This is a genomic window from Nocardioides sp. NPDC058538 (assembly GCF_042719275.1).
GTDB lineage: Bacteria > Actinomycetota > Actinomycetes > Propionibacteriales > Nocardioidaceae > Nocardioides.
This window is the reverse complement of record NZ_JBHXNY010000009.1, coordinates 162343-186273: the sequence shown is the minus strand read 5'-3', so window position 1 is coordinate 186273 and position 23931 is coordinate 162343. Positions and strand designations below refer to the sequence as shown.

Here is a 23931-nt window from a genome sequence, read left to right as displayed (position 1 = left end):
TTGGGCACACCCTTTTGTATACTTCTGGTTTGGGGTGTATTGGCGGGTATCACAGGGTCGTTAACTCCAATGTACTGCCCCCGTTCCACCCCCGACTATCGGGTCACGGTGTGACCGACCGGGAAGACCTCGTAGCGGCCTCTCGCTGCCAACCCCCACAGCCCGCGCGGGGCGAGCAGCACCACCGCGATGGCGACCGCACCCAAGGCGATCAGATACCAGGTCCCGTACGAGTCGAGCAGCTGCTGGAGCGCGAAGAAGATCACCGCACCCAGGATCGGGCCCTCGATCGTCCCTAGGCCGCCGATGACCACGATGAAGATCATGAAGGCGGTGTACTGGACCGAGAACATCGAGTCCGGCGAGACCCGCAGGCCGTTGACCGCGATCAGCGCGCCCGCCAGGCCGGCGCCACCGGAGGCGGCGACGTAGACGAGTCGCTGCGAGCGCCGCACCGCGACGCCGAGCGAGGCCGCGGCCACCGAGTCGTCACGGATCGCGGTCAGGCCGAGCCCGACGCGCGAGCGCATCAGGACGTACGTCGCGAGCACGACGAGCACGGCCAGCGCGAGCGCCAGGTAGTAGACGGTCGCGATCCGGGTCACCCGGTCGACGCCCTGGAAGGCGGTCAGCGAGAGGCCGGAGCCGCCGCCGAAGCCCGGGAGCTCCTGGGTGACCAGCTTGAAGACCTCGGCCACCACCCAGGTGCCGATCGCGAAGTAGCCTCCGACCAGCCGGAACAGCAAGAACGAGGTCGGCAGCGCGAGCAGCGCGCAGACCACGCCGGCAGCCACGACGGCCACCGGGATCGGCAGCCCGACGACGTCGGCGAGCTTGATCACCCCGTAGCCGCCGGCGCCGATGTAGGCCTGCTGCCCGATCGAGACGAGCCCGCCGTAGCCGGCCATCAGGTTCCAGGTCGTGCCGAGGATGATCAGCGCGAAGAGCGTGACCAGGTTGGTCACGTCGCCCGGGCTGAAGACGAACCACGGCGCCGCGGCCAGGAACACCACGATCGCGACGAGGACCCCGCCGCCGGCGAGCGAGGGCCAGCCGCCGCGTACGACCTTCAGGTCTTTGCTGGCGAGGTCCTGGCTGTCGAGGGTTGTCGTTGGGCTCATGCGACGACCGCCTTCGGGAGCAGGCCCTGGGGCCGGAACAGGAGTATGACCAGGAAGACCAGGTGACCGGCGAGGACGCCGTAGGCCGGGTCGATCTGGGCGCCGACGGTCTGCGCGACGCCGAGTACGAGACCGCCGAGGAGCGTGCCCCACAGCGAGCCGAGGCCACCGATGATGACCGCCTCGAAGGCGAAGATGAGGACCAGGTCGCCGTACGTCGGGCTGAACTGCGTCGACATGCCGAGGAAGACGCCGGCCAGCGCGACGGTGCCGATCGCGATCGCGGTGGCCAGGGCGTACATGTGCCTCTCGTCGATCCCCATGAGCGTGGCCGCCTCGGGGTCGTCCTTGGTCGCGCGCATCGCGCGGCCGATGCGGGTGTGGGAGAGGTAGAGCTGCAGGCCGACGATGACGCCGACCGCCACCACCAGCGTGATCAGCGAGAAGACGCCGAGTCGCAGGCCGCCGAGCTCGACGGACGCGGTCGACAGCGTGCCGATCGAGATCTTGCGGGAGTCGGCGGTGAAGATCTCCTGGAGCAGGTTGGCGCCGATGACGGCCAGGCCGAACGAGACCAGCAGCGGCGACAGCTCGCCGTGACGCAGCGCCGGGTTGAACAGACCGCGCTGGATCGCGTAGCCGACCGCGGCGAGCACGGGGATCACGATGACGATGGTGAGGAACGCCGGCATCCCGGTCTGCTGGACGAGCCAATAGGCGAGGTAGGCCGAGGCGACGGCGAGGACGCCGTGGGCGAGGTTGACGATGCGCATCACGCCGAAGATGAGGCTCAGACCGCAGGCGAGGAGTGCGTACTGCCCGCCGAGCAGGACTCCCTGGAGGACCGCGTTGATCCAGTCCATCAGCCGACCTCCTGCTCGTCGATCCCGAAGTACGCAGCCTGGACCTGCTCACGGGTGACGTCGGCCGCCGCGCCCTCGAGAACGGTGCGGCCCTCGAGCAGGCACTGCACCCGGTCGGCGACGGTGAGTGCTTGGGTGAGGTCCTGCTCGACCACGAGCACGGTCGTCCCCTTCGCGGCGATCGTGGGGAGCGCCTTGTAGATGTCGGCGATCACGACCGGGGCGAGGCCGAGCGAGACCTCGTCGAGCAGGAGCAGCTTCGGGTTGGACATCAGCGCCCGGCCGATGGCGGTGGCCTGCTGCTCGCCCCCGGACAGGTGCGCTCCGCGGCGCGTTCTCTTCTCCGCGAGCAGCGGGAACGCGTCATAGACGGTCTGGAGGTTCCAGGGTCCGGGCCGGCGTCCGTGCGCGCCGACCTTGAGGTTCTCCTCGACGGTGAGCGAGGCGAAGATCCGGCGTCCTTCCGGGGTGAGCGCGATGCCCTCGCGGACCCGCCGATGGGCGGGGGTGTGGGAGACGTTGTGGCCGTTGAAGCGGATCTGGCCGGCGCTCGGGCGGAGCAGGCCGGAGATCGTCTTCAGCAGCGTGGACTTGCCGGCGCCGTTGGCGCCGATCACCGCCAGCGTCTCGCCCTCGGCGACGGTGAGGGTGATGCCGTGCAGGGCACGGAAGTCGCCGTAGCTCACGTCGATCGCGTCGACCTCGAGCAAAGTGGTCACGGAGTGTCGCTTTCCAGGTCGGGGGAGCCGAGATAGACGGCGGCGACCGCGTCCGAGGCCATCACCTCGCGCGGGTCGCCGATGGCGACGACGTCGCCCTGGGCCAGGCACATCAACCGGTCCACGACCTGCAGCAACGCGTGCACGATGTGCTCGATCCAGACGACTCCGGTGCCGCCGTCGCGGATCGCGCCGATCGTCGCGATGAGTGCCGGCAGCTCGTGCTCGGTGAGACCGCCGGCGATCTCGTCGAGGAGCAGCAGCCGCGGCTGGGTGGCCAGCGCGCGGGCGAGCTCGAGCCGCTTGCGGTCGAGCAGCCGCAGCGAGCCGGCGGGAGTGTTGGCCAGGCGCGTCAGGTCAGCGGTCTCCAGCGCCTCCCAGGCCAGCGCATTGGCCTCCTTCCGGCGCGTGCCCGCACCGAAGGTGGAACCGACCAGCACGTTCTCGAAGACGGTGAGCCCCTCGAAGGGGCGGGGGACCTGGAACGTACGTCCGATCCCGAGGGCCGTACGGCGCGCCGCCGGCATCCGGGTGACGTCGGTGTCGTCGAAGCGGATGGTGCCCGCATCGGACGGGAGCGTGCCGGTCACCAGGTTGAGCAGCGTGGACTTGCCGGCGCCGTTGGGCCCGACGATGCCGAGCGCCTCGCCGGCGGCGACATGGAAGGAGACCGAGCGGGCCGTGACGACCTGGCCAAAGGACTTGGCCAGGTCGTCAACGTGGAGCAAGGTCACTTGAGCGCCTCGGGCTCGCCCCCGAGAGGTACGTCGGGAGCCAGCGAGTTCTGCACGACGACCAGCTCGAACGGGTGCTCCCCGCCCTCGACCTGGCGCCACTGACCGCCCGCGAGGGAGGTCTTGGCGACGTACGGCGGGACGTTCGCGTCCTTGCCCCAGGCGACGTCACCGACGACCGTCGAGACCTCGAGCCCGGCCAGCGCCTTGGTGATCGCGTCGGCGTCGGTCGAGCCGGCCTCGGTCACCGCCGCGGTCGCGACCTCGAAGAGGGCGTGCGCGAAGCCCAGCGGCTGGGTCCACTGCTTGCCGGTCTTCTCCTCGTACGCGTCTGCCAGCTCCTGCGCGGACTCGCCGGTCAGCGAGGACTCGTAGGGAGCGGTCGGGGTCCACCACACCTCGGTGGAGAGGTTGTGGGCGATCGGGCCCAGCGCCTCGACGCTGCTCGGGAAGAGCAGCGCCTTGCCGATGGTCGCGACCTTCGGGTTGTAGCCCTGCTGCTTCGCCTGCTGCCAGAACGTGGTGAAGTCCGGCGGGATCGGGACGCCGACCAGGACGTCGTGACCCTTGTAGGCGCTGATCTGGGCGGAGAAGTCCTTGGTGCCGTTGGGGTAGTTGCCCGGGTTGTCGATCTTGACGCCCGACGCCTCGGTCAGCGCCGGGAAGTTGGCGCCCCAGGCCTCGCCGTCGGGGTCCTTCGGGAACAGGCCGCCGGCCTTCTTGTTGTTCGGCACCTTGCCCCAGATGTCGGCGTAGACCGTCGAGACGTCCTCGAGACCCCAGAAGAAGTGGTAGCTGTACTTCAGCTCGGCCGGCTTGTCGCCGCTGCGGATCGCGAACGGCTGCCACGGGGCGACCGTGGTGATGCACGGGATCGAGTTGGCCTCGCACTGCTCCGAGACCGGGTTGACGATGTCGGGCGTCGAGGAGGCGACGATGATGTCGGCGCCGTCCTTGTTGATCAGGTCGCCGGCCACCGCCCCGGCCTTCGTCGTGTCGCTCTGCGCGTCGCGCACCACGATCTCGACGTCGAGCTCCTTGTCGCCTGCCTTGACCGGGTGGTCCTTGAAGTAGGTCTCGAGCTCGTCGACGACGAAGCTGTTCGCCTCGCCGAACGGCGCCGAGGAGCCCGTCTCGGTCGAGACGAACCCGATGGTGAGCGTGTCCTCGCCGCCACCGCCTTCGTCGTCGATGCCGCCCGACCCGCAGGCCGTCAAGGTCAGCGCCATCGCTGCGACACCGGCGGCGGCCAAGCTCAGGCCGCGTCCGGTGGTGAGTCCGTTGCGCACGTACGTCTCCTTAGAGAGTGTGGGGTGTTCGAGAGTGTCGTCCGCCACCACCCCTACAGGTGGGAAGCAGGGACTGGTTGGCGGAAAATCGCATGGAAGACCTATCGGACTTTGGTGGACTTGTCACCCTTTCGCGCCGAGAAGTGAGTTCTGGCGTACGAAAGTCGACTTTCGTACGCCACAACTGAGGGTTCGGCAGCCACAGGTGTGGACTCGACCGGGGGTCAGGCGCGAGCGGCGCGGCGTACGTCGCCGGCGGCGACGCCGAAGCGCTTGCGGAAGGCGTGGGAGAAGTACGAGGCCGAGGTGAAGCCGCACTTCTCGGCGACGTCGACGGTGCGGATGGCGGGGTCCGAGCCGGTGGCGAGCATCGCGTAGGCGAGCTCGAGGCGGCGGCCGAGGATGTGGCGGGGGACGCTGGTGCCGACGTCGGCGAAGAGCCGGGAGAGGTGGCGCTCGGAGATGCCGGCGCCCGCTGCGACGGTGGTGGCGGAGAGGCCGGGGTCGGCGAGATGGTCCTCGATGAACGCCTTCGCCGCCGCCCGATGGGCCGTGGCCAGCGAGACCTTCCCGGCGGTGGCGATCACCGAGATCAGGTCGAGCACGGCGCCCTCGTCGGCCGGCACCGGGTCGTGGGGCCGCAGGGCACGGCCGACCATCTGGACGAGGGCTCGGCCGTGCGGGTCCTGGTCGCGGCCCGCGTCGAGGACGAGCGGCGACGGCATCGACGCCATCCCGGTGCGGGCCGCGAAAGCGTCCACCGGGACCTTGACCGCGAGCTCCTCGAGCCCGTGCCCGAAGCCCCGCAGGAAGGGCGCGTCGACGTCGCACACGATCAGCTGTCCGGGCCGGATGACCTTGCGGCGGCCGGCGTACTCCAGGATCGCCTCGCCGCGCAGGCTGGCGTAGACGGCGATCGACCGGGCCGGGATCTCCTTGACGAGGCTGGCCGGCCGCTCGACGACGTGGCGAGTGGCCCGCACCCGGGCAAGATGGATCTCGTCGAGCTGCAGGTTGACCTCCTGCGCGTCGAACCCGTGGCCGTCGATCGGCCGGCAGGAGAGCGCGACCAGGGCGCTGGCGTTGTGGCGTTCCCAGGCATCGACCTGCGCATCCTCGCTCAGGCCGGTGGTCTCGAAGACCTCCGGACGACGAACCCGCGAGACGAGGGGCGATTGCGGCACGACCCGACTCTATTGCGTACGTGGAGCCGCGGCGACGACTTAGGGAAGACTTACCTTTCTGGAATCGTTCAAGAAAAGGTGCCACAATTGGTGCCACCACGAAAGACCAACACTTCAATCTGGGGGACCTACCGAACATGGCCACGAAGACCGACACGAGCAGCGCCACCCACACCTCGCACCCCGCGTTCATCCCGAGCCCGGCGTTCGCGACCCAGATGCAGCGCCTGCTCGTCGATCTGACCGAGCTCAGCCTGCAGGGCAAGCAGCTCCACTGGAACGTCGTGGGCAAGAACTTCCGCGACATGCACCTCGTCCTCGACGAGGTCGTCGACGCCGCCCGCGACTTCACCGACGAGGTCGCCGAGCGCATGCGTGCGCTCTACATCCTCCCCGACGGCCGCACCGGCACCGTCTCCGAGGACACCACCCTCGCGCCGCTTCCGGCGACCGAGGTCGACACCGCGACGGCCGCCGACCTCGCCGCCGCCGCGCTCTACGCCACCTCGAAGACCGCTCGTGACATCCACGACGACATCGACTCCGAGGACCCGACCACCGCCGACCTGCTCCACGCGATCATCACCCGCATCGAGCAGCTGGCCTGGTTCATCGACGCCGAGAACCGCGTCGCCAACCAGTCGAAGCCCGCTCAGCTGACCGTCTGATCTTTCCCCTAGGACGGCGTCCCGCGACTCTCGCGGGGCGCCGTCCTTCGTCTGTGCCGGGTGGGGGCTGAGCGGGCGAGGCATTTCCCGCCATGGCGGGATTCTGCCGCCCCGGCCGCGCGCTATCTGGCGGCCCGCAGCAGCTTTCGCAGGTCGGTCGTGGGGTCGGCGAGGGCGGAGGCTCGTACGTCGACACCTCGGTCGATCAGGCGACGGGCCGCCTTTGCGGTAGCCGGGTCGTCGACCGCGACCGCGCCGATGACGCGCTCGCCGCGGAGGATGAACACGGAGAAGGGCGGCTCGCCAAGGGTGCCGCGGACGACGCTCTCGTGCTCTGAGTCTGGCTCGTGCATCTCACCGACGACCTCGACGTGCAGGTCGTAGCGGTCGGTCCAGAACCACGGCGCGGTCTCCGCGCCGGCCTCGACACCGAGGATCGTCGCCGCCGCCCGTTGACCGTCGTGCAGCGCCGCCTCCCAGTGCTCCGCACGGCGGTGGCCGCGGCGCCGGGCGCAGTCACCGACGGCGAGGACGTTCGGGTGTGAGGTGACCTGACGGTCGTCGACCAGGACGCCGTTGTCGACCTCCAGGCCCGCAGCCTTCGCCACGGCGGCGTCCGGCACCATCCCCACAGCGAGAAGGACGGCATCGAACGTCCGCGGCTCCGCCTCACCTGCGATGTGCGCCACGACTCCGGCGCTCGTCGACTCGAGCTTCTCGACCGTGGCGGTCACCGTCTCCACACCGTGGACCGCATGCAGGGAGTGCAGCCACGTCGCGACCTGGACGCCGACGGCAGGCGCGATCGGTGGGTCGGCCGGATCCACGAGCACGACCTCGCACTCCAGCTTGCGAGCGGTCGAGGCGACCTCGGCCCCGATCAGGCCGGCGCCGACCACCAGCAGCCGGGCACGCGGAAGCAGCACGTGCCGCAGCGCATCGGCGTCATCGTCACTTCGCAGCGTGTGGATCCCGGTGGTCGAGCGCGGGATATCTCTGCCGGCTGATGGACGGTCCAGAAGCTCGCGAACGACGCGTTCGAGGTCCGGCCACCGCGAGTGTCCGCCCGTCGCCAGGACGATCCTGTCGGCGGAGAGCTCTCGACCGTCCGACAGCTCCACCGTTCCGGCAGCCGGGTCCAGCGCCACCACCAGCGCATCCGTGATCAGGTCGACCCGCTGCTCGGCGTACCACTCCGGCGCCTGCAGCGAGATCGACTCGAGGCCCTTCGCGCCCAAGAGGTAGTCCTTGGACAGTGGCGGGCGGTCGTAGGGGATCGGGTCGGCCGAGACGAGCGTCAGCTCACCGGTGTACCCGTGCTTACGCAGCTCCGCGACCGTCGACACCCCGGCGATGCCACCACCGACGACGACAACGGAGGAGGCAACCGAGGAGACCGTCACGGCCTCTCGCCGGGGAACAGGTACACCTCACCGTCGCGCACCTCGACGCGGTGCGGGACGGTGTCGCGGGTGGCCGGGAGCCCGTCGACCTTGCCGGTCTTGAGGTTGAACCGTGAGGAGTGCAGGGGGCACTCGACGTCTCCGTCCTCGACCCAGCCCTCGGCCAGCGAGGCGGTCTCGTGGGTGCAGGTGTCGTTGAGGGCCCAGCAGGTGCCGTCGTCGTCGCGCAGGATCGCGATGTCGTCCTCGGTGCCGGTGATGTCGGAGGAGATCGCGATCCCCTCACCCTCCGGGATGTCGTCGACGGACGCGACGCGGATGCCTGTGCTGTTTCCGGTGTCCATAGCCCCATCTTCTAACGCCGCGCGCAAGGAACCGGCCACCTCCCCACCCGAGGGGCGCGTCTCAGGCCTGGTGGGTCTGATGGAGGTCGTCGCCGATACGCGCGGCCGTACGCATCAGGTCGGGCACCGTGTCGAGAAGATCGAGCACGGGCGCCTGCCCTCCGGTGCGCGTCGAGACGTTGAGCCCGGCGACCACCCGGCCGTCTCGGTTGCGGATCGGTGTCGCGACAGCGCTGAGCCCGGCCTCGAGGATCTCCGAGACGTGGCACCAGCCGCGAGCGCGGATGTCGACCAGCTCCTTGAAGAGGTCATCGGCGGACAACCCGATGCGCTCCGACTGCTCCTGGAAGGCGTCGGAGGCGAGGAAGCCGGCCAGCTCCTCGTCGGGGAGACCGGCCAGGACGACCCGGCCGATGGCCGGGAGGGACGCCGGCAGCCTGCTGCCGACGTGGAGCGAGACGGCCACCAGGCGCGGCGCGCCGACCCTCAGGAGGTAGACGATGCTGTCGCCGTCGAGCCGGGCGAGGGACACCGTCCGCCCGAGCCGGTGGGAGAGCTCCTCGCAGTGAGGCAGCGCCACCTCGGCGAGCGAGAGGCGTGACTGGCTGGCATAACCGAGGTCGAGCAGCCGCGACGTGAGGCGGTAGTGACGGCCGTCGTACACCGCCAGCCCGGAGGTCATGAGGGTGCACAGCAGGCGCCGCGTGGCCGACCGGCTGAAGCCCGTGCGCTCGGCCGCCTCGTCCAGGGAGAGCGCCGAATGAGTGCCATCGAAAGCCCTCACAACGGCCAGCCCGCGCATCAGTGACTGGACGACATCGCGGTCGGAGATCTGCCGCTCATCATTCGCAAAGATCGGTTCCGCCATGCGCACACTTTAACGGATACCGGGCAGTTTTTCCCGTCCCCTACTTGACCAGAGACCTTCGCCATGTAACGGTGTGCTCACGGTCACAATGCACAGTTGTACGCATAGCGGAACGGAGTCCCATGAGCAGCGGCACGACGGACGGCGCCAGCGTTCGGGAGCAGGCCTCCCCGACGCTGTGGTTGTCGCTGTTCGTGTGCATGGGCATCGGGCCGATGTTCCTCTACACGCTCACCGCGATCTCCCCGCTCGTGATCGCCGACCTCGATCTCAGCCCGGCCGAGTACGGCGCGATCTCGACCGTGACATTCGGCGCGGCAGCGCTCTCGGCACTACTCCTGGGCGGGCCGTCGAGCCGGTTCGGTGCACGCACGGTGATGGTCGCGGTCTCCGTCGGCTCGATCGCAGGGCTCGTCGTGCTGGCTCTCGCCGAGTCGTACGCAGTCGTGGTGGTCGCGGGCGTGCTGAGCGGTGTCGCCCAAGCGCTCTCCAACCCGGCCACCAACCGGATCGTCGCCGGCATGCCGGTGCAGCAGCGCGGCGCTCTCATCGGCTGGAAGCAGTCCGGGGTCCAGGCCTCGCAGCTCGTCGCGGGTCTCGCCGCTCCCCTGATCGCTGCCGCCGCCGGGTGGCGCTGGGCCGTCGCCGCCGGTCTCGTCCTCGGGCTTCTCGGCGTGGTCAGCGCGCTCGCGACCCGCCCCGAGGCCAGCACCGACCGGACAACGGGCAGGACCACAAGATCCACCGGCCCCATCTCGGTCGCGAGGCTGACGGCGTACACGTTCTTCATCGGGTTCGGCCTTCAGGCCACCAACGCCCACCTCCCCCTCTTCGCCCACGTGGACCTCGGTCTGGGTCTGCGCCCCGCGGGTCTGATCGCCGCGCTCGTCGGGCTGGTCGGACTGCTGAGCCGCATCTGGTGGGGCCGCCGAGCGGACGCGGACTCCCGGCAGACCGCCACCCTCCTCACCCTGGCCGTCGGCGCCGCGCTCGGTGTCGTGCTCGTGATGGCCTCGACCGTGCTCGGCAGCTGGCTGGTGTGGGTCGGCGCAGCCGTGTTCGGTGCGGCCGCGCTCGCCTCCAACGCCGTGACCATGGTGGTCCTGATCCGCACGGTCCCCGTCGCCTCCCTCGGCACCGCGACGGCGTTCCTGGCCACCGGCATGTACCTCGGATTCGGCTCCGGACCGCTCGCGTTCGGGCTCACCCTCGACCTCGGCGCCGGTTTCGGCGTCGCCTGGTTGGTCCCGCTGACCGCCTTCGTGGCGGCAGCACTCATCAGCCTTCCCCGCCGCATCACCCCTCTGAAAGGCAACCTGCATGCTCACCCGTGAACAGAACGACCTCCTGACCCAGACCGGTCCGGGCACCCCCATGGGCAACCTGTTCCGTCGCTACTGGATCCCCGCGCTGCTCGCCGAGGAGATCGAGGGCGCCGACTGCGACCCCGTGAGGGTGCAGCTGCTCGGCGAGAAGCTGATCGCGTTCCGTGACTCGGAGGGTCGCATCGGCCTGATCGACGAGTTCTGCAGCCATCGCACGGCTTCCCTCTACTTCGGTCGCAACGAGGAGGGCGGCCTGCGCTGCGCCTACCACGGCTGGAAGTACGACATCGACGGCAACTGCGTCGACATGCCGTCCGAGCCCGAGGGCAGCAAGTTCTGCTCCAAGATCAAGCAGCGGGCGTACAGGGCCGTCGAGGCCGGCGGCCTGATCTGGGCCTACATGGGCGACCCGGACAAAGAGCCGCCACTCCCGGACCTGGAGTGGATGGATCTCAACCCGGAGAAGCGCTTCATCTCGAAGCGTCGCCAGTTCTCCAACTACCTGCAGGCCATGGAGGGCGGCATCGACTCCAGCCACGTCTCCTTCGCTCACCGGTTCAACCTCGACGACGACCCGCTGCACTCCGGCACCGAGGGCAACAAGTACCTCAAGGCCGACACCCGCCCGAAGTTCGAGGTGGCCGAGTCCGACGGCGGTCTGCTGATCGGTGCCCGTCGCAACGCCGACGAGGAGAGCTACTACTGGCGCATCACGCAATGGATGATGCCCTGGTACACGATCATCCCGCCGTTCGGTGAGCACAACCCGATGGGTGGTCACGCCTGGGTCCCCATCGACGACGAGACCTGCTGGGCGTGGAGCTGGAACTACCACCCGACTGCGGACTTCGGCGAGCGCGAGATCAACGCCCTGAACGGCGGCGACGGCATCCACGTGAAGTACAAGCCAGGAACGTACGATCCGCTGGCATCGGCCGAGAACGACTACCTCATGGACCGCGGCGCCCAGCGCCGCAAGGAGACCTTCTCCGGTATCGCGGGCATCGCTGCCCAGGACTTCTCGCTGCAGGAGTCGATGGGCATCGTCGCCGATCGCACCAAGGAACGCCTCGGTACCTCCGACGCCGCCATCATCCTGGCTCGCCGCCGTCTGCTCGCCGCCCTCGATGAAGTCGACTCCGGCGAGCTGCCCGGTCTCGATCCCGCGCACACCCGCGTTCGTTCCACCTCGATCCTGCTTCCCCGCGACGTGCCCTTCCAGGAGGGTGCGAAGGACGTCCTCGTGGTCAAGCCCGGCGAGAACTTCCACTCGATCTGATCGGCTGACTCATGCGTACACACTTCACACGCTCGCGCGCGGTGGTGGCCGTCATGGCCGCCACCGTGGGAGCGATGACCATGGCAGGCTGCGGCACCAGCGCCTCAGGCACGACCTCTTGCGCCGGCGTCGAGGTCGAGGCCGGTATCACCAACAGCCTCTCGGACGCGCTGCTCTTCATCGCCCAGGACAGGGGCTACTTCGACGACGAAGGCCTCGAGGTGAAGCTCCGCCCCTTCAAGTCGGCCGGTGAGATGGTTCCCTACCTGGCGGCCGGTCACCTGGCTGTCGGTGCCGGCGCACCGTCGGCCGGCTTCTACAACGGCATCGCCCGCGACATCGACATCAAGATCGTCGCCGACAAGGGTCAGTTGGTCACCGACCACGACTACATGCCGCTGCTGGTACGCAAGGAGCTCGTGGACTCGGGCAAGGTCTCCAGCGTCAAGGACCTCGAGGGTCTCAAGGTGGCCGAGCCCGCTCCGGGCACGGCAACCTCGTCGACGATGGCCGCTCTGCTGGAGCACGAGGGGCTGACGTACGACGACGTGTCGCACAGCTTCCTCGGCTTTCCCGACCACGTCGCCGCGCTGCAGAACGGTTCGATCGACGCCGCGCTCACCACCGAGCCGGCCGCGACCAAGGCTCAGGAAAGCGGTGCGGCGGTGAAGCTCGCGGACTCCACCACGGTCTACAACAACCAGCAGCTCGCCGTGCTCCTTTACAGCGGAGACTTTCCCAAGGAGCAGGGCGAGGCGGCCCAGTGCTTCATGAACGCCTACACGCGGGCCGCGCACGACTACAGCGCTGCAGTCGAGGGCGGCAAGTGGACCGGCGAGGACGCCGACGAGATCGCCACGATCATCGCCGACAACATCAAGTCCGAGCCCGAGGCGGTCAAGCAGACCGTCCCCAGCTTCGTGAACCCTGACGCATCTCTCAACGTCGAGAGCCTGAAGAAGGACTACGACTTCTTCGTCAGACAGGGCCTCTTCACGGGCAACTCGCAGATCGATTTCGACTCGCTGGTCGACACCAGCTTTGTCGACGAGGCGGCACAGACCGCGAGCAAGGAATGAGTGCCATGACCAATGTTGCAGAAGCGGCCATCACCCCGAAGGCAGCGGTTGCTGCCCGTCAGGTGAAGCAGCGCCGTACCTTGAGCAAGGGTGCCTTGCGCGCCATCTCGATCCTCAGCCCGATCGTCGTCCTGGTCGCCTGGGACGCCCTGTCCCGCGGCGGCGTCCTCGACGACCGGTTCTTCCCCGCGCCGACGCTGATCTTCCAGGCGCTGTGGACCGAGGCGGCCAGCGGTGAGCTGTGGACCCAGTCCCAGCACAGCCTGACCCGCCTGGTCCTCGGCTTCCTGGTCGGGGCGATCCCGGCCGTCATCATCGGTGTCGCGATGGGTCTCAACAAGGTCGTGAACGCGGCCGTACGCCCGCTCATCTCCGCGCTCTACCCTGTCCCGAAGAGCGCGGTGCTGCCGCTGTTCCTGCTCTTCTTCGGCTTGGGCGAGGACACGATCTGGTACTTCGTGGCGATGGGCGTCTTCTTCCCCGTCGTCATCAACACCTACACCGGGGTCTCGAACGTCTCGACGATCTTCTACGACGTCGCCGAGAACTTCGGGGCCAAGCGGTTCACGGTCTTCCGCACCGTCGCGCTCCCCGGTGCGATGCCCAACGTCATCACCGGCCTCGAGCTCGGCGCCGGCATGGGCCTGATCATGCTCGCCATCGCCGAGATGATGGGCGGCCAGGGCAACGGCTGGGGCTTCATGGTCTGGAACTCCTTCCAGCTCTTCACCATCGAGTCGATGTACGCCTACCTGCTGGTCTTCGCGCTCGTCGGGCTCCTGCTCGCCCTCATCGTCGGATTCGTGGGTCACAGGCTCACCCCGTGGATCACCCGCCACTGACGGCGGCCTACTAGAGGAACGGACCACACATCATGTCCAACACCACTGCACCGGCCCCCGCCGAAGCGGCGTCGGCCACGGCCGACCCGAAGATCCGGATCCGCGGGCTCAGCAAGCGCTTCACGGTCCCCGGCGGCCACGTCGTGACCGCCCTCGACTCCCTCGACCTCGACGTTCCTCAGGGCCAGTTCCTGACGATCGTCGGCCCGTCGGGCTGTGGCAAGACCACCCTGTTGCGGATGCTCGCCGGCCTGGAGACGGCCTCGGAGGGCACCATCGAGGTCGCCGGCGGCACCGCCGGCCGCCCGGAGAACTCGATGGTCTTCCAAGGCGACTCGATCTTCCCGTGGATGAGCGTTTGGGACAACGCGGCGTACGGCCTGACCGTGCGCGGCGCCCCGAAGTCGGAGATCAAGGACACCGTCGGGCACTACCTCGACGCGACGGGTCTGACGAAGTTCGCCGACGCCTACCCCCACCAGCTCTCCGGGGGCATGCGGCAGCGGGTCTCGATCGCGCGTGCGTTCGCCAACGACCCCGAGATCCTGCTGATGGACGAGCCGTTCTCGGCTCTCGACGAGCAGAACAAGACGCTCCTGCAGGCCGAGCTGCTGCGGATCTGGGACGACACCCGAAAGACGGTCGTCTTCATCACCCACTCCGTCGACGAGGCCGTGACGCTGAGCGACCGGATCATGGTGATGAGCGCTCAGCCGGGTCGGTCCAAGGCGTTCATCGACGTGCCGTTCGAACGGCCACGCGATGTTCTGCAGCTGCGTCACGAGCAGGAGTACGGCGAGATCGTCTACGGCATCTGGAGCCAGCTGAAGGAAGAGGTCGAGAAGGCCAAGAAGCAGGCCGACGCCCGCGTCGCCCCGAAGAGGCGGAGGCTCTTCCGCCGATGAACGATCTGCTGGTTCGCGCCGCCGTCAGTGACGGGGCCGGCGACACCGAGGTCCGGGAGCTGGTTCTCCCGGCCTCGGTGAGCAGGCTGCGCGTCGAGTCCTCCGCCGTGTGCGGCACCGACGTGATGCTGCACCAGCGGGGGCTCAAGGCTCCCGCGGTGCTCGGTCACCACACGATCGGCCGCATCGACCACCTGACCCCCGAGGACGCCGAGGCGCTCGGCCTCGGGGTGGGCACCCGCGTCGCCGTCGAGGAGTACGTCGGCTGCGGCACGTGCGCCGAGTGCTCGGCCGGCCGCTACCGGCTGTGCGCCGCTGTCGACCTGTGGACCGGAGGCGAGCGGGTCGGGATGATCCCGGCCTCCCGTGCCTCGGGGCTGCACGGCGGCAACGCGGAGTTCATGGAGCTCTCCTCCCGCCACGTACTCCACCGGCTGCCCGAGCACCTCAGCATCGACACGGCCGCCTGGACGCTGCCGCTGGCCAACGCGGTCGACTGGACCCTTGACGCCGGCGGCGTCGGCCCCGGCTCGAAGGTCGCCGTCATCGGCCCCGGCTACCACGGGCTCTCCTGTGTGGCCGCCGCCGTCGCAGGTGGCGCCGAGACCGTGATCGCGCTCGGCCGCCGGTCCAGCGCCGGGCGCCTCGACCTGGCCCGCCGGCTCGGCGCGGCCGGCGAGCTCAACGACGACACCGTCGTCGACGTCGTACGCGAGAAGTACGGCCCGTTCGACGCGGTCATCGACACCATCGGCACCCCGCAGACCATGGCGACCGCCATCCAGCTGCTGGGCCGCTTCGGGGTGCTGGTGATCGCCGGGCTCAGCGGTGGCGACGCCGCGCTCGACCCGACCGCGATCGTCCGCAACCTGCTGACCGTGCGCGGCGTACGCGGCCGGTCGCCGCAGGCCGTCACCCGTGCCATCGAGCTGCTCTCCTCCGGCCGGACCGGCTTGGAGCGGATCCCGACGCACAACGTTCCACTGGAGCAGGTCGGACAGAGCCTGCGCGACATGGACCAGGGCAAGGCTCCGGTCACCCCTCATGTCGTGATCGACCCGTGGCTGCGGCCCGGTTCCACCCCCTTGGAGTCTGTGAAGGAGACCCCATGAACCCCCTGCGGAAGTCCTATGAGGCCCGTGTTCTCGTCGTGCCGCTCGGCCCCGGCAGCGCGCAGCTCGTCGACGAGCTGCGGACGCTCGGTGTCGAGGGGGTCCAGATCCTGACCGGGCCGGACCCGGTCGAGGCGCTGACCAAGCCGTTGGGTGCGGGCGCCTGGGCGCCACCGATGCCCGCCGGCACCGGCGCCGTCGCTGAGTCAGCCGACATGGTCGTCCTCGTCGGCACCGACCTCACCGAGGTCCCCGAGCCGATGGTGCGTGAAGTGTGCACCGCGGCGCGCGAGGGTGGCGACCTGATCGCCGCCGTCCTCGTCGCTCCCGAGCACTGGCAGGAGCCGGCCGGAGCCTCGGCCATGATCACCCTGCGGCAGGAGGTCGACATGCTGGTGTCCGTACGCGGCCCCAAGCTGCTCGCCGCGCTGCTCGACGTGCTACGCGGCGGCGCTCGCGCAGAGGACTACTCGGAGGTGCCGGCATGACCGGTGAGGAGCAGGACTTCTTCGAGGTCACCGTCCGGCAGGCGAGGCTGGAGGCCGACGGTGTGATCTCCCTCGAGCTGGTACCCGACAGCGGTCTGCTGCCGGCGTACGAGCCCGGGTCACATCTCGACATCGAGCTGCCCTCGGGCCTGGTCCGGCAGTACAGCCTTTGCAGCCCACCGGCCGACCTGAGCTTCTATCGGATCGCTGTGCTCCGCGAGCCCGAGGGCCGCGGCGGTTCAGAGGAGGTCCACGAGTCCGCACTGGTCGGCAAGCGGGTCCGCATCCGCGGCCCCCGCAACCATTTCCCGCTGGAGCCGTCTCCGCGCTATCTGTTCATCGCCGGCGGGATCGGCATCACGCCGATGCTGGCGATGGTCATTCGCGCCGAGCGCGAGAAGTCGCCGTACGAGTTGGTCTACGTCGGCCGCCACCTCGAGTCGATGGCCTTCCGGGAGAAGCTCGCGACCGGTCCGAACGTCAAGGTCGTGGTCAGCTCGTCGACCGGTCGCCCCGACCTCGCTGCTCTCGTCGACGGTGCCGGCGACGACACCCTCATCTATGCCTGCGGCCCGATCTCGATGCTCATGGCGCTCGAGGAAGTATGCGAGAAGGCGGGACGGTCCGCTCAGCTCCGGCTGGAGAAGTTCGCCTCCGACGGCCAAGCGCTCGCAGAGGCGTCGACCGGCGACTCCTTCGAGGTCGAGCTGGCCAGGTCCGGCACCGTTCTCACCGTCGACGCCAACCAGGGCCTGCTCGAGGTCATCGAGGACCACTGCGACGTCATGACCTCCTGCGAGGACGGTTTCTGCGGCACTTGCGAGACGACGGTCCTCGAGGGTGTCCCGGAGCACCACGACACGATCCTCAACGAGAAGGAGCGGACCGCCGGCAAGACCATGATGGTCTGCGTCGGGCGCTCGAAGAGCCCCCGGCTGGTGCTCGACCTCTGAGGAGCGAGCACCAGGGCGTCATGAGGCGGCCAGCTCCGCCTCGATGGCGCGCGTGGTCGCGAGCAGCTCGGGCAGGATCTCCTCCCGCATCTGCTCGACCGAGGTGCGGTTGACATGAGTGGCGACGTTCACCGCGGCGATGGCGCGACCGTCCGGCCCTCGTACGGGCGCGGCGATCGAGCGCAGGGTCGGGTCGATCTCCTGGTCGGTGATGACGTAGCCGTCCTTGCGGGCCTGGGCGATCCTGCGGGCGAGCTCGTCGGGGGCCACTGCGGTGCGTCCGGTGAGCGGCTCGGCGTGCAGATGCTCGAGGTAGTCGCGCAGCGCCTCCGGATCGAGGTCGGCGAGCAGGACGCGGCCGCTGGACATCGCGTACGCCGGCATCCGGGTGCCCACCGCGATGTTGACTGTCATCAGCCGATCCGCTTTGACTCGGTCCACGTAGACGACCGTGTCACCGTCCAGGACGGTCAACGAGCAGGTGTCACGCACCCGCTCGGCCAGTGCGGTCAGATGAGGATGGAGCCGCGGGAGCCCCAGCCCCTCGAGGTACGCGTCGCCGAGCTCCATCACCTTGGGGCGCAGCTGGAAAGTGCGGCCGTCGGTACGGACGTACCCGACCCGTTCCAGCGTCAGCAGCAGCCGTCGCGCGGTGGCCCGGGAGGTGTCGGCGAGGGTCGCCACCTCGGCCAGGGAGAGCGGCTGCTCGGCTTCGCTGAGGATTCCGATCACGTCCAGGCCGCGCAGCAGTGATCCGACGATCTCCTCGCCCTTCGGGCTGGTCGTGGGCATGATCCGACCCTATCGGAGCCGGCTCGGCCATCACCGTCGCTCACCATCGAGATCGACGAGACACCGAGCACATGGAACCGGCCACCTCCCCCGAGGTGGCCGGTTCGATTCCGTACGTCAGGACCGACGGATCAGTCCGGGCAGGTGTTGCGGTAGTCGGACAGGTTGACCGAGGACGGCGCCGGGCAGAGGAACTGCGAGTAGCGGGTGTCGTCGTCGACGTACCTCTTCATCCAGGTGACGAACAGGCGCCCTTGCCAGTCGTCATCGGTGTTGGCGATGAAGTGGTCGCCGTTGTTGATCTCGCCGTACGCCTTCTCCCGTGCCCCGGTGGCCGAGGTGTAGAACGGGACGGAGTGCGAGCTGACCGGCGCGACGCTGTCGTTCTCCGCGCCGATGATCATGGTCGGGATCTGGATGCCGGGCCAGGTCTTGTCGGTGTGCCAGGGCTGCAGCGCGACCGCGGCCTTGATCGAAGAGTCCTGGTTGGCCGCCGCGAGCGTGCCGCCACCGCCCATGGAGTGGCCGGAGACCGCGATGCGGCTCTCGTCCAGGCGCGAGGCGACCGTCGAGGAGGCGCTGTTCTTCAGGTAGGAGACCGCAGCCAGGATCTGCGAGCCGCGGCTGTCGGGCTGGTCGTAGCGGGAGTTGGTGTCGATCGCAAAGACCACGAACCCGTGCGAGGCCACCCGGCGCGCGACCGCGGAGTAGGACGACGAGGAGGCCGTGTAGCCGGGAGCGAGCACGACACCGCCGAAGGTCCCCGCGGTGGTGGAGGTGGGGTAGTAGATCGTCCCGCCGCCGAAGCCGGTCACCAGCGAGGAGACCGAGGCGGTGGAGAGGGAGAACGTGCCGTTGTCCAGAACGCTGGCCGACGTCGGGTCCGGCCCGCGCTCGTAGGGGCTCTCCGCCTCGGCCGGCGCTACCAGGCCGAAGAGGGGGAGAGTGACGGCCGCGGCGACCGCGGCGATGCGGAGAGAGAGTGATCTGAGCACCGAGCATGCTCCTTCGTCCGTCCGGCCCCGGGCTGTCCGGGGATCCGGTTGCTACTCGAAGGTAGGGGCGCAGCCGGGCGGCCGACACCGGCTCGGAGGCAGAACCTCGTTGGGCGCTTGTCACAAAACGGAAACACGGCGGCGTACGCAGGTGGGGCTGCGTACGCCGCCGGTTTGTGTGCGGGATGTCGCAATCAGCGGTGCTCTATTGCTTCGGGCTCCGCTTCAGCAGTGCTCTATTGCTTCGGGCTCCGCTTCAGCAGTGCAAGTTCCCGCCCGGGTCCACCCCGAGCAGCGAGGTGACCTCGGTGTAGTTGTCGACGCGGCTCTGCACCTGGGCCGGGTTGCCGCCGTTGCACTCGATGGACCCGTTGATGGACCGGATGGTCTCGCCGAAGCCGGCGCCGTTGACCATCGCCGCGTGCGGGGTCATGGTGCCCGGGCCGTTCTGGGTGTTCCAGTACCAGAGCCCCGTCTTCCAGGCGACCGCCGGATCGGTGGCGACCAGGTTCGGGTTGTTCAGCAGGTCGATCCCGAGCGCGTCCCCGGCGGCCTTGTAGTTGAAGTTCCAGCTCAGCTGGACCGGACCACGGCCGTAGTACTGGTCGTTGCCGGCGGGGCAGCCGTAGGACTGGTTGGGGTCGCAGTAGTGCGGGTAGTTGGCCTCGTTCTGCTCGACGACGTAGAGCAGGTCACCGGTCTCGTGGGCGACGTTGGCGATGAACGCCGCGGCCTCCCGCTTCTGGGTCGCCTCGTCCCCAGCATTGGTGAACTCCGGGTAGGCGCTGAGCGCCTCGACGAGGCCTGCGTACGTGTAGAACGGGTTGCGGTTGGGGAAGAGCTGGTTGAACTGCTCCTCGCTGACCGGGAACTCACCGGCCACCGGCGCCGGTGCCTCCGGGTCGGTGGCGGTGCCGCCGATGTTCACGTCGATGCAGGCGTAGAAGGCGTTGGTGGTGTCGGCGACGTTCCAGACCGCGAGGACCTTCTGCCGGCCGGTGAACGACCCGAAGTCGACCTGGTGCTCGACGGTGGCCGGCGGCTGCGCCCCACCGTCGTCGAACTCGGCGATCTTGGTGCCACCGATGAAGTACTGCCAGGTGCTGGTGCTGTGCCGGGCGCTCAGCGACCAGGTGAACGTCTGGGACCGGCCGACCGGTGTGGCCTGCCAGTTCTTGGAGTCGTCGTCGAGCTCGGCGAACCTCGAGTTGCCGCCGGAGCAGCTGGTGAGGCCCTTCGGGCCCTCGACACTCTGCGGTTCGTACTTGATGTCCCCGCACTCGACGGTGCCGGCAGCACACTGGGCCTGCCTGCTCGGGGGGTTCGAGATGTAGCCGTGCGCACTTGCGGGGCTCGTCGGCAACATGGCCAGGACGGGCGCCAGCAAGATCCCGCCGAGAACGGCGATCTTTGTCTTAGTACGCATTCCAAGCTCCTTGAGGGGGTTGAGATGGATGGCGATCGAAGCCCCACTGTAAGGTTCCTTTACAGTTACCGTCTAGACCCTGCGTGGACAAACCCCGGCTCGGGCCCTGCAATTGTTAGGTTGGCGTTCCGTACGTCACCCCGACCCTCGAAAGGAGCGCCGCCGATGTCCAGACCGCCCAAGACACACCTGATCCGCGACACCAACGACCGCGCGGCGCTCGACCTGATGCTCTCGAACGGGCCGGTGACGAAGACCCGGCTCGGCGAGCTCGTCGGCCTCTCGAAGGTGACCGCGGGACAGCTGCTGACCCGGCTCGGCGAGCGCGGCCTGGTCGAGGTCGTCGGCACCCAGCAGGGCGGTCGCGGCCCCAACGCCGCGCTCTACGGCGTGGTCCCGGCGGCGGGCTATGTCGCGGCCCTCCACATCGGACCCGACCAGATCACCGCGTCGGTCGCCGACATCACCGGCACCGAGCTGGCCACCGGCGCGCTCGACCCTCACGAGGCCTCCGACCCGGTCGAGGCGGTGCGGGCCACCGTCGCCGACGCCACCCGGAGCGCCGGCATCACGATGTCGCAGCTCCGCTGCCTCTCGATCGGTACGCCCGGCATGATCGACCCGCGCACCGGTGATTTCCGTTTCGCCAACGACCTGCCGGACTGGCGCACAGGCGTCCTCCAGGACCTCCGCCGCAGCTTCCAACGGCCGATACTGATCGAGAACGACGTCAACCTGGCCGGGCTCGCCGAGCAGTCCGCCGGAGCCTCCCACGACGTCAAGGACTCCGTGCTCGCCTGGATCGACCGCGGGCTGGGCCTCGCGGTGATCGTCGATGGTCGCCTCCACCGCGGCGCCGGCGGCGGTGCCGGCGAGATCGGCTATCTGGCGGTTCCGGGCGCCTCCACGCCCCACGGCACCGACAGCCCGCAGCACGCGGCCTTCCAGTCGCTGGTCAGCGTCGAGGCCATGGACACCCTCGCCCGCGCGTTCGGGCTGAGGGGCAGCGGTGTGGACTGCGTACGCGCGGCCGCCGGCGGTGACCCCGACGCCGAGCCGTTCCTCGAGGAGCTGGCCAGGAGGCTCGCCCTCGGCCTGGCGGGCATCTGCGTGGTGCTCGACCCCGAGCTGTGCGTGCTCGCGGGCGAGGTCGGACGCGCGGGCGGGCCGGTCCTGGCCGCCCGCGTGCAGAAGGCCATCGCGGCCCTCGGCCCCAACGTCCCCACCGTCGTCCCCACCGAGATCTCCGGCGACCCCGTGCTCCGCGGCGCCCTCCAGATCGGTCTCGACACGGCCCGCGACGAGGTCTTCACCCACCAGGGCTGACCCCGACGAGGATCCGCCGGCATCAGGGGAACGCCCGATGGCATAGGTACCTTGTCTACCTATTGTCGAGGTGTGACCACACAGATACGCGAGCGCCGACCACGCGTCAGCCTCTTCTGCTTCCGAGCCGTCGCGGTGGCGACCGCGCTCTTCGCGATCGGGCAACCGATCTTCATCGGCTCCTACTTCGCCGGCACCTTCGAGGCGTTGGGCCTCCACTCCGCGGGCGCGGTCGCCCTGCAGGGCCTCGGCCTGCTGCTGCCGGCCGCCGCGGGCGCCGTCGTGGCGATGCACGGGCGTTGGTGGTTCCTCATCTGGTCGGTCGCGCTCTTCTTCCTGATCCACGTCCAGGCGATCCTCGGCTACACCAGGGTCCTCCAGCTGCACGTCCCGCTCGGCGTCCTCACGGTCGGCGTCGCGGTGGCCGTGGCCATCGCCGCCCTGCGCCGCGGCGCCGGCAGCCCGCGGGAGGTCCGGTGATGAGGATCGGGCGGCGCACCCTCCTCGGCGCCGGCTTGGCCGCTCCGGTCGCCGGATCGCTGGTCGCGTGCGGCGAGGCCCCCGAGCAGACCGGACGGGTCCTGCGCAGCGCGGCACGGCTGCCGAAGGCGTACGAGACTCCGTTGCCGTTGCCGCCGGTCAAGCGGCCTTCGGCCGGCCTGGTCGAGATCTCTCAGCGCACCGCCTCGGTGGAGGTCCTGCCCGGGCTGCGGACCGAGATGATGACGTACGACGGGGTCTTTCCCGGACCGACGCTGGAGACGCGCCGCGGCGAGGCGGTGACCGTACGCCACATCAATTCCCTCGCGCTGCCGACCGCGACGCATCTCCACGGCGGGCACACTCCGGCGGAGAGTGACGGCTGGCCGACGGATCTGCTGGTGCCGCCGGGCTTCGAGTCGCACCACGCCCACCACGCCGGTCACGGGGGCAGTCACGAGGCGATGGCCGACCCGAAGGCGCAGGTCACGAAGGGAAAGCGGGACTACCGCTATCCGCTCGAGCAGCCCGCGACGACGCTCTGGTACCACGACCATCGGATGGACTTCACCGCCCCGCAGGTGTGGCGTGGGCTGGCCGGCTTCCACATCATCCGCGACGACGAGGAGGACGCGCTCTCGCTGCCCCGCGGCGAGCGGGAGATGCCGCTGATGATCGCCGACCGGGCCTTCGACGAGGACGGCACGCTGCGCTATCCCGCGCTCGACCCCGAGCTCCTCGGCGAGCCCGGCGTCGAGGACCGCTACATGGCCGGTGTGCTCGGCGACGTCATCCTCGTCAACGGCGCCCCGTGGCCGGAGGCGGAGGTCGAGGCGGCGCAGTATCGGCTGCGGCTGCTCAACGCCTCCAACGCGCGCCGCTACGCACTGAGCCTGCGCACCTCCGACGGGCAACCCGTGAGGTTCACCCAGATCGGCTCCGACGGCGGGCTGCTCGCGGCGCCGGTCGAGCACGGCGAGGTCACGATGGCCTCCGGCGAGCGGTTCGACGTCGTCGTCGACTTCCGCTCGCTCGCGCCGGGAACGAGAGTCGAGATGCGCAACGCCCTCGGCACCGGCCGGACCGCGCAGGTGATGAGGTTCCGCGTCGCTCGCCGCGCGACCGACGACGTCCGGATCCCCGAGCGGCTCGCGGACGTACCCGAGCCCGAGAAGCCCGAGGGAGCCGTTGTCCGCCGGTGGCACTTCCGCCAGGCGAAGGTGCACGGCCGCAAAGGCTGGGGGATCAACGGCAAGCCGTTCGACCCGGCGGTCCCGCAGGCCCAGGTGCCACGGGAGTCCACCGAGATCTGGGAGTTCTTCACCGACGCGCACCACCCCGTCCACGTCCACCTCTCGCCCTTCCAGGTCCTGCGGCGCGGCAACCACGGACCGGGCCCGATGGATCTCGGCTGGAAGGACACGGTCGACGTACGCCCCTATGAGGCTGTCCGGGTCAGGGTGAAGTTCGAGAGGTACGCCGGCAGATTCCTCATCCACTGTCACAACCTGGAGCACGAGGACATGGCGATGATGGCCGGCTTCGAGACCGTCTGACCGCGGCCGGCGCCGATCACCAGCGAGTGGCCAGGACCAGCGCGGCGAGCGCGATCACGACCAGGACCGCGTTGAGCCACAGGTCGCCCTTCTCGCCGCGCGAGAGGAGATGGGCAGGACGCTCGTCGGGCCGGCGGTGAGGCTGGCCGAGTGGGCGATCCGGCACAACCCCCGGATCGA

Annotated in this window: 25 protein-coding genes; 12 read left to right on the top strand and 13 right to left on the bottom strand. The window is 69.3% G+C overall.

Going from position 1 to position 23931, the window contains the following annotated elements; translation table 11 throughout:
- Positions 1–95: 95 nt before the first annotated feature.
- From ACFWQC_RS11280 to ACFWQC_RS11255, 6 genes are all read right to left on the bottom strand, one after another.
- Positions 96–1121 carry a branched-chain amino acid ABC transporter permease gene (locus tag ACFWQC_RS11280; RefSeq protein ID WP_378677230.1) on the bottom strand — a complete coding sequence of 342 codons (1026 nt, stop codon included), beginning with the start codon at positions 1119–1121 and terminating at the stop codon, positions 96–98.
- Entirely contained in the window at positions 1118–1984 is an 867-nt protein-coding gene (locus ACFWQC_RS11275; RefSeq protein WP_378677227.1) for a branched-chain amino acid ABC transporter permease, read from the bottom strand. Before ACFWQC_RS11275 ends, ACFWQC_RS11280 begins: the two co-directional genes overlap by 4 nt.
- A complete protein-coding gene (locus tag ACFWQC_RS11270) occupies positions 1984–2703 on the bottom strand; it encodes an ABC transporter ATP-binding protein (RefSeq protein WP_378677224.1) in 720 nt (239 codons plus the stop codon). Before ACFWQC_RS11270 ends, ACFWQC_RS11275 begins: the two co-directional genes overlap by 1 nt.
- The gene (locus tag ACFWQC_RS11265) at positions 2700–3437 is read right to left on the bottom strand and encodes an ABC transporter ATP-binding protein (RefSeq protein ID WP_378677221.1); all 738 of its coding nucleotides are present in this window, start codon (positions 3435–3437) and stop codon (positions 2700–2702) included. The genes ACFWQC_RS11270 and ACFWQC_RS11265 overlap by 4 nt, the downstream gene beginning before the upstream one ends.
- Positions 3434–4726, bottom strand: a complete 1293-nt coding sequence (locus tag ACFWQC_RS11260; RefSeq protein WP_378677219.1) for an ABC transporter substrate-binding protein — start codon at positions 4724–4726, stop codon at positions 3434–3436. Before ACFWQC_RS11260 ends, ACFWQC_RS11265 begins: the two co-directional genes overlap by 4 nt.
- A 224-nt stretch (positions 4727–4950) precedes the next feature.
- On the bottom strand, positions 4951–5910 hold the full coding sequence (locus tag ACFWQC_RS11255; protein ID WP_378677216.1) for an AraC family transcriptional regulator: 960 nt from the start codon (positions 5908–5910) through the stop codon (positions 4951–4953).
- 137 nt (positions 5911–6047) lie between these two features.
- On the opposite strand from ACFWQC_RS11255, the gene ACFWQC_RS11250 reads away from it, so the two are divergent.
- Positions 6048–6578 (top strand): Dps family protein, encoded by a 531-nt coding sequence (locus ACFWQC_RS11250; RefSeq protein WP_378677214.1) that lies wholly within the window; start codon positions 6048–6050, stop codon positions 6576–6578.
- A gap of 122 nt (positions 6579–6700) precedes the next feature.
- Here ACFWQC_RS11250 and ACFWQC_RS11245 read toward each other — a convergent pair whose 3' ends face one another.
- The 3 genes from ACFWQC_RS11245 to ACFWQC_RS11235 form a co-directional block, all read right to left on the bottom strand.
- Positions 6701–7981, bottom strand: a complete 1281-nt coding sequence (locus ACFWQC_RS11245) for an NAD(P)/FAD-dependent oxidoreductase (RefSeq protein ID WP_378677211.1) — start codon at positions 7979–7981, stop codon at positions 6701–6703.
- Positions 7978–8325: a non-heme iron oxygenase ferredoxin subunit gene (locus ACFWQC_RS11240; protein ID WP_378677209.1), complete on the bottom strand. Its 348-nt coding sequence runs from the start codon at positions 8323–8325 to the stop codon at positions 7978–7980. Before ACFWQC_RS11240 ends, ACFWQC_RS11245 begins: the two co-directional genes overlap by 4 nt.
- A 61-nt stretch (positions 8326–8386) precedes the next feature.
- Positions 8387–9193 carry an IclR family transcriptional regulator C-terminal domain-containing protein gene (locus ACFWQC_RS11235; protein ID WP_378677206.1) on the bottom strand — a complete coding sequence of 269 codons (807 nt, stop codon included), beginning with the start codon at positions 9191–9193 and terminating at the stop codon, positions 8387–8389.
- 122 nt (positions 9194–9315) lie between these two features.
- On the opposite strand from ACFWQC_RS11235, the gene ACFWQC_RS11230 reads away from it, so the two are divergent.
- Genes ACFWQC_RS11230 through ACFWQC_RS11195 form a run of 8 tightly spaced genes read left to right on the top strand, consistent with a single transcriptional unit; the run spans position 9316 to position 17176 of the window.
- The gene (locus ACFWQC_RS11230) at positions 9316–10527 is read left to right on the top strand and encodes an MFS transporter (RefSeq protein WP_378677203.1); all 1212 of its coding nucleotides are present in this window, start codon (positions 9316–9318) and stop codon (positions 10525–10527) included.
- Entirely contained in the window at positions 10514–11797 is a 1284-nt protein-coding gene (locus tag ACFWQC_RS11225; protein ID WP_378677201.1) for a Rieske 2Fe-2S domain-containing protein, read from the top strand. The genes ACFWQC_RS11230 and ACFWQC_RS11225 overlap by 14 nt, the downstream gene beginning before the upstream one ends.
- 53 nt (positions 11798–11850) lie before the next feature.
- Positions 11851–12876, top strand: a complete 1026-nt coding sequence (locus ACFWQC_RS11220; RefSeq protein WP_378677199.1) for an ABC transporter substrate-binding protein — start codon at positions 11851–11853, stop codon at positions 12874–12876.
- A 5-nt stretch (positions 12877–12881) separates the two neighbouring features.
- A complete protein-coding gene (locus ACFWQC_RS11215) occupies positions 12882–13718 on the top strand; it encodes an ABC transporter permease (protein WP_378677196.1) in 837 nt (278 codons plus the stop codon).
- 32 nt (positions 13719–13750) lie between these two features.
- A complete protein-coding gene (locus tag ACFWQC_RS11210; protein WP_378677193.1) occupies positions 13751–14623 on the top strand; it encodes an ABC transporter ATP-binding protein in 873 nt (290 codons plus the stop codon).
- The gene (locus tag ACFWQC_RS11205; protein ID WP_378677190.1) at positions 14620–15735 is read left to right on the top strand and encodes a zinc-binding dehydrogenase; all 1116 of its coding nucleotides are present in this window, start codon (positions 14620–14622) and stop codon (positions 15733–15735) included. Before ACFWQC_RS11210 ends, ACFWQC_RS11205 begins: the two co-directional genes overlap by 4 nt.
- A complete protein-coding gene (locus ACFWQC_RS11200; protein WP_378677188.1) occupies positions 15732–16223 on the top strand; it encodes a hypothetical protein in 492 nt (163 codons plus the stop codon). Before ACFWQC_RS11205 ends, ACFWQC_RS11200 begins: the two co-directional genes overlap by 4 nt.
- Positions 16220–17176: a PDR/VanB family oxidoreductase gene (locus ACFWQC_RS11195; RefSeq protein WP_378677186.1), complete on the top strand. Its 957-nt coding sequence runs from the start codon at positions 16220–16222 to the stop codon at positions 17174–17176. The genes ACFWQC_RS11200 and ACFWQC_RS11195 overlap by 4 nt, the downstream gene beginning before the upstream one ends.
- Before the next feature lie 18 nt (positions 17177–17194).
- Here ACFWQC_RS11195 and ACFWQC_RS11190 read toward each other — a convergent pair whose 3' ends face one another.
- The 3 genes from ACFWQC_RS11190 to ACFWQC_RS11180 all read right to left on the bottom strand — a co-directional run bounded on the left by ACFWQC_RS11190 (position 17195) and on the right by ACFWQC_RS11180 (position 20389).
- The gene (locus ACFWQC_RS11190) at positions 17195–17968 is read right to left on the bottom strand and encodes an IclR family transcriptional regulator C-terminal domain-containing protein (RefSeq protein ID WP_378677184.1); all 774 of its coding nucleotides are present in this window, start codon (positions 17966–17968) and stop codon (positions 17195–17197) included.
- 131 nt (positions 17969–18099) lie between these two features.
- The gene (locus ACFWQC_RS11185) at positions 18100–18963 is read right to left on the bottom strand and encodes an alpha/beta hydrolase family protein (RefSeq protein ID WP_378677182.1); all 864 of its coding nucleotides are present in this window, start codon (positions 18961–18963) and stop codon (positions 18100–18102) included.
- A gap of 256 nt (positions 18964–19219) precedes the next feature.
- Positions 19220–20389, bottom strand: a complete 1170-nt coding sequence (locus ACFWQC_RS11180) for a glycoside hydrolase family 19 protein (RefSeq protein ID WP_378677179.1) — start codon at positions 20387–20389, stop codon at positions 19220–19222.
- Positions 20390–20554: 165 nt separating this feature from the next.
- Between ACFWQC_RS11180 and ACFWQC_RS11175 the strand changes: the two genes are divergently transcribed.
- From ACFWQC_RS11175 to ACFWQC_RS11165, 3 genes are all read left to right on the top strand, one after another.
- Positions 20555–21715, top strand: a complete 1161-nt coding sequence (locus ACFWQC_RS11175; protein WP_378677177.1) for an ROK family protein — start codon at positions 20555–20557, stop codon at positions 21713–21715.
- Positions 21716–21787: 72 nt separating this feature from the next.
- Positions 21788–22195 carry a hypothetical protein gene (locus ACFWQC_RS11170; RefSeq protein ID WP_378677174.1) on the top strand — a complete coding sequence of 136 codons (408 nt, stop codon included), beginning with the start codon at positions 21788–21790 and terminating at the stop codon, positions 22193–22195.
- Positions 22195–23751 (top strand): multicopper oxidase family protein, encoded by a 1557-nt coding sequence (locus ACFWQC_RS11165; RefSeq protein ID WP_378677171.1) that lies wholly within the window; start codon positions 22195–22197, stop codon positions 23749–23751. The genes ACFWQC_RS11170 and ACFWQC_RS11165 overlap by 1 nt, the downstream gene beginning before the upstream one ends.
- Positions 23752–23767: 16 nt before the next feature.
- Here ACFWQC_RS11165 and ACFWQC_RS11160 read toward each other — a convergent pair whose 3' ends face one another.
- Complete coding sequence (locus ACFWQC_RS11160; RefSeq protein WP_378677169.1) at positions 23768–23917, bottom strand: hypothetical protein; 150 nt, start codon at positions 23915–23917, stop codon at positions 23768–23770.
- Positions 23918–23931: the final 14 nt, after the last annotated feature.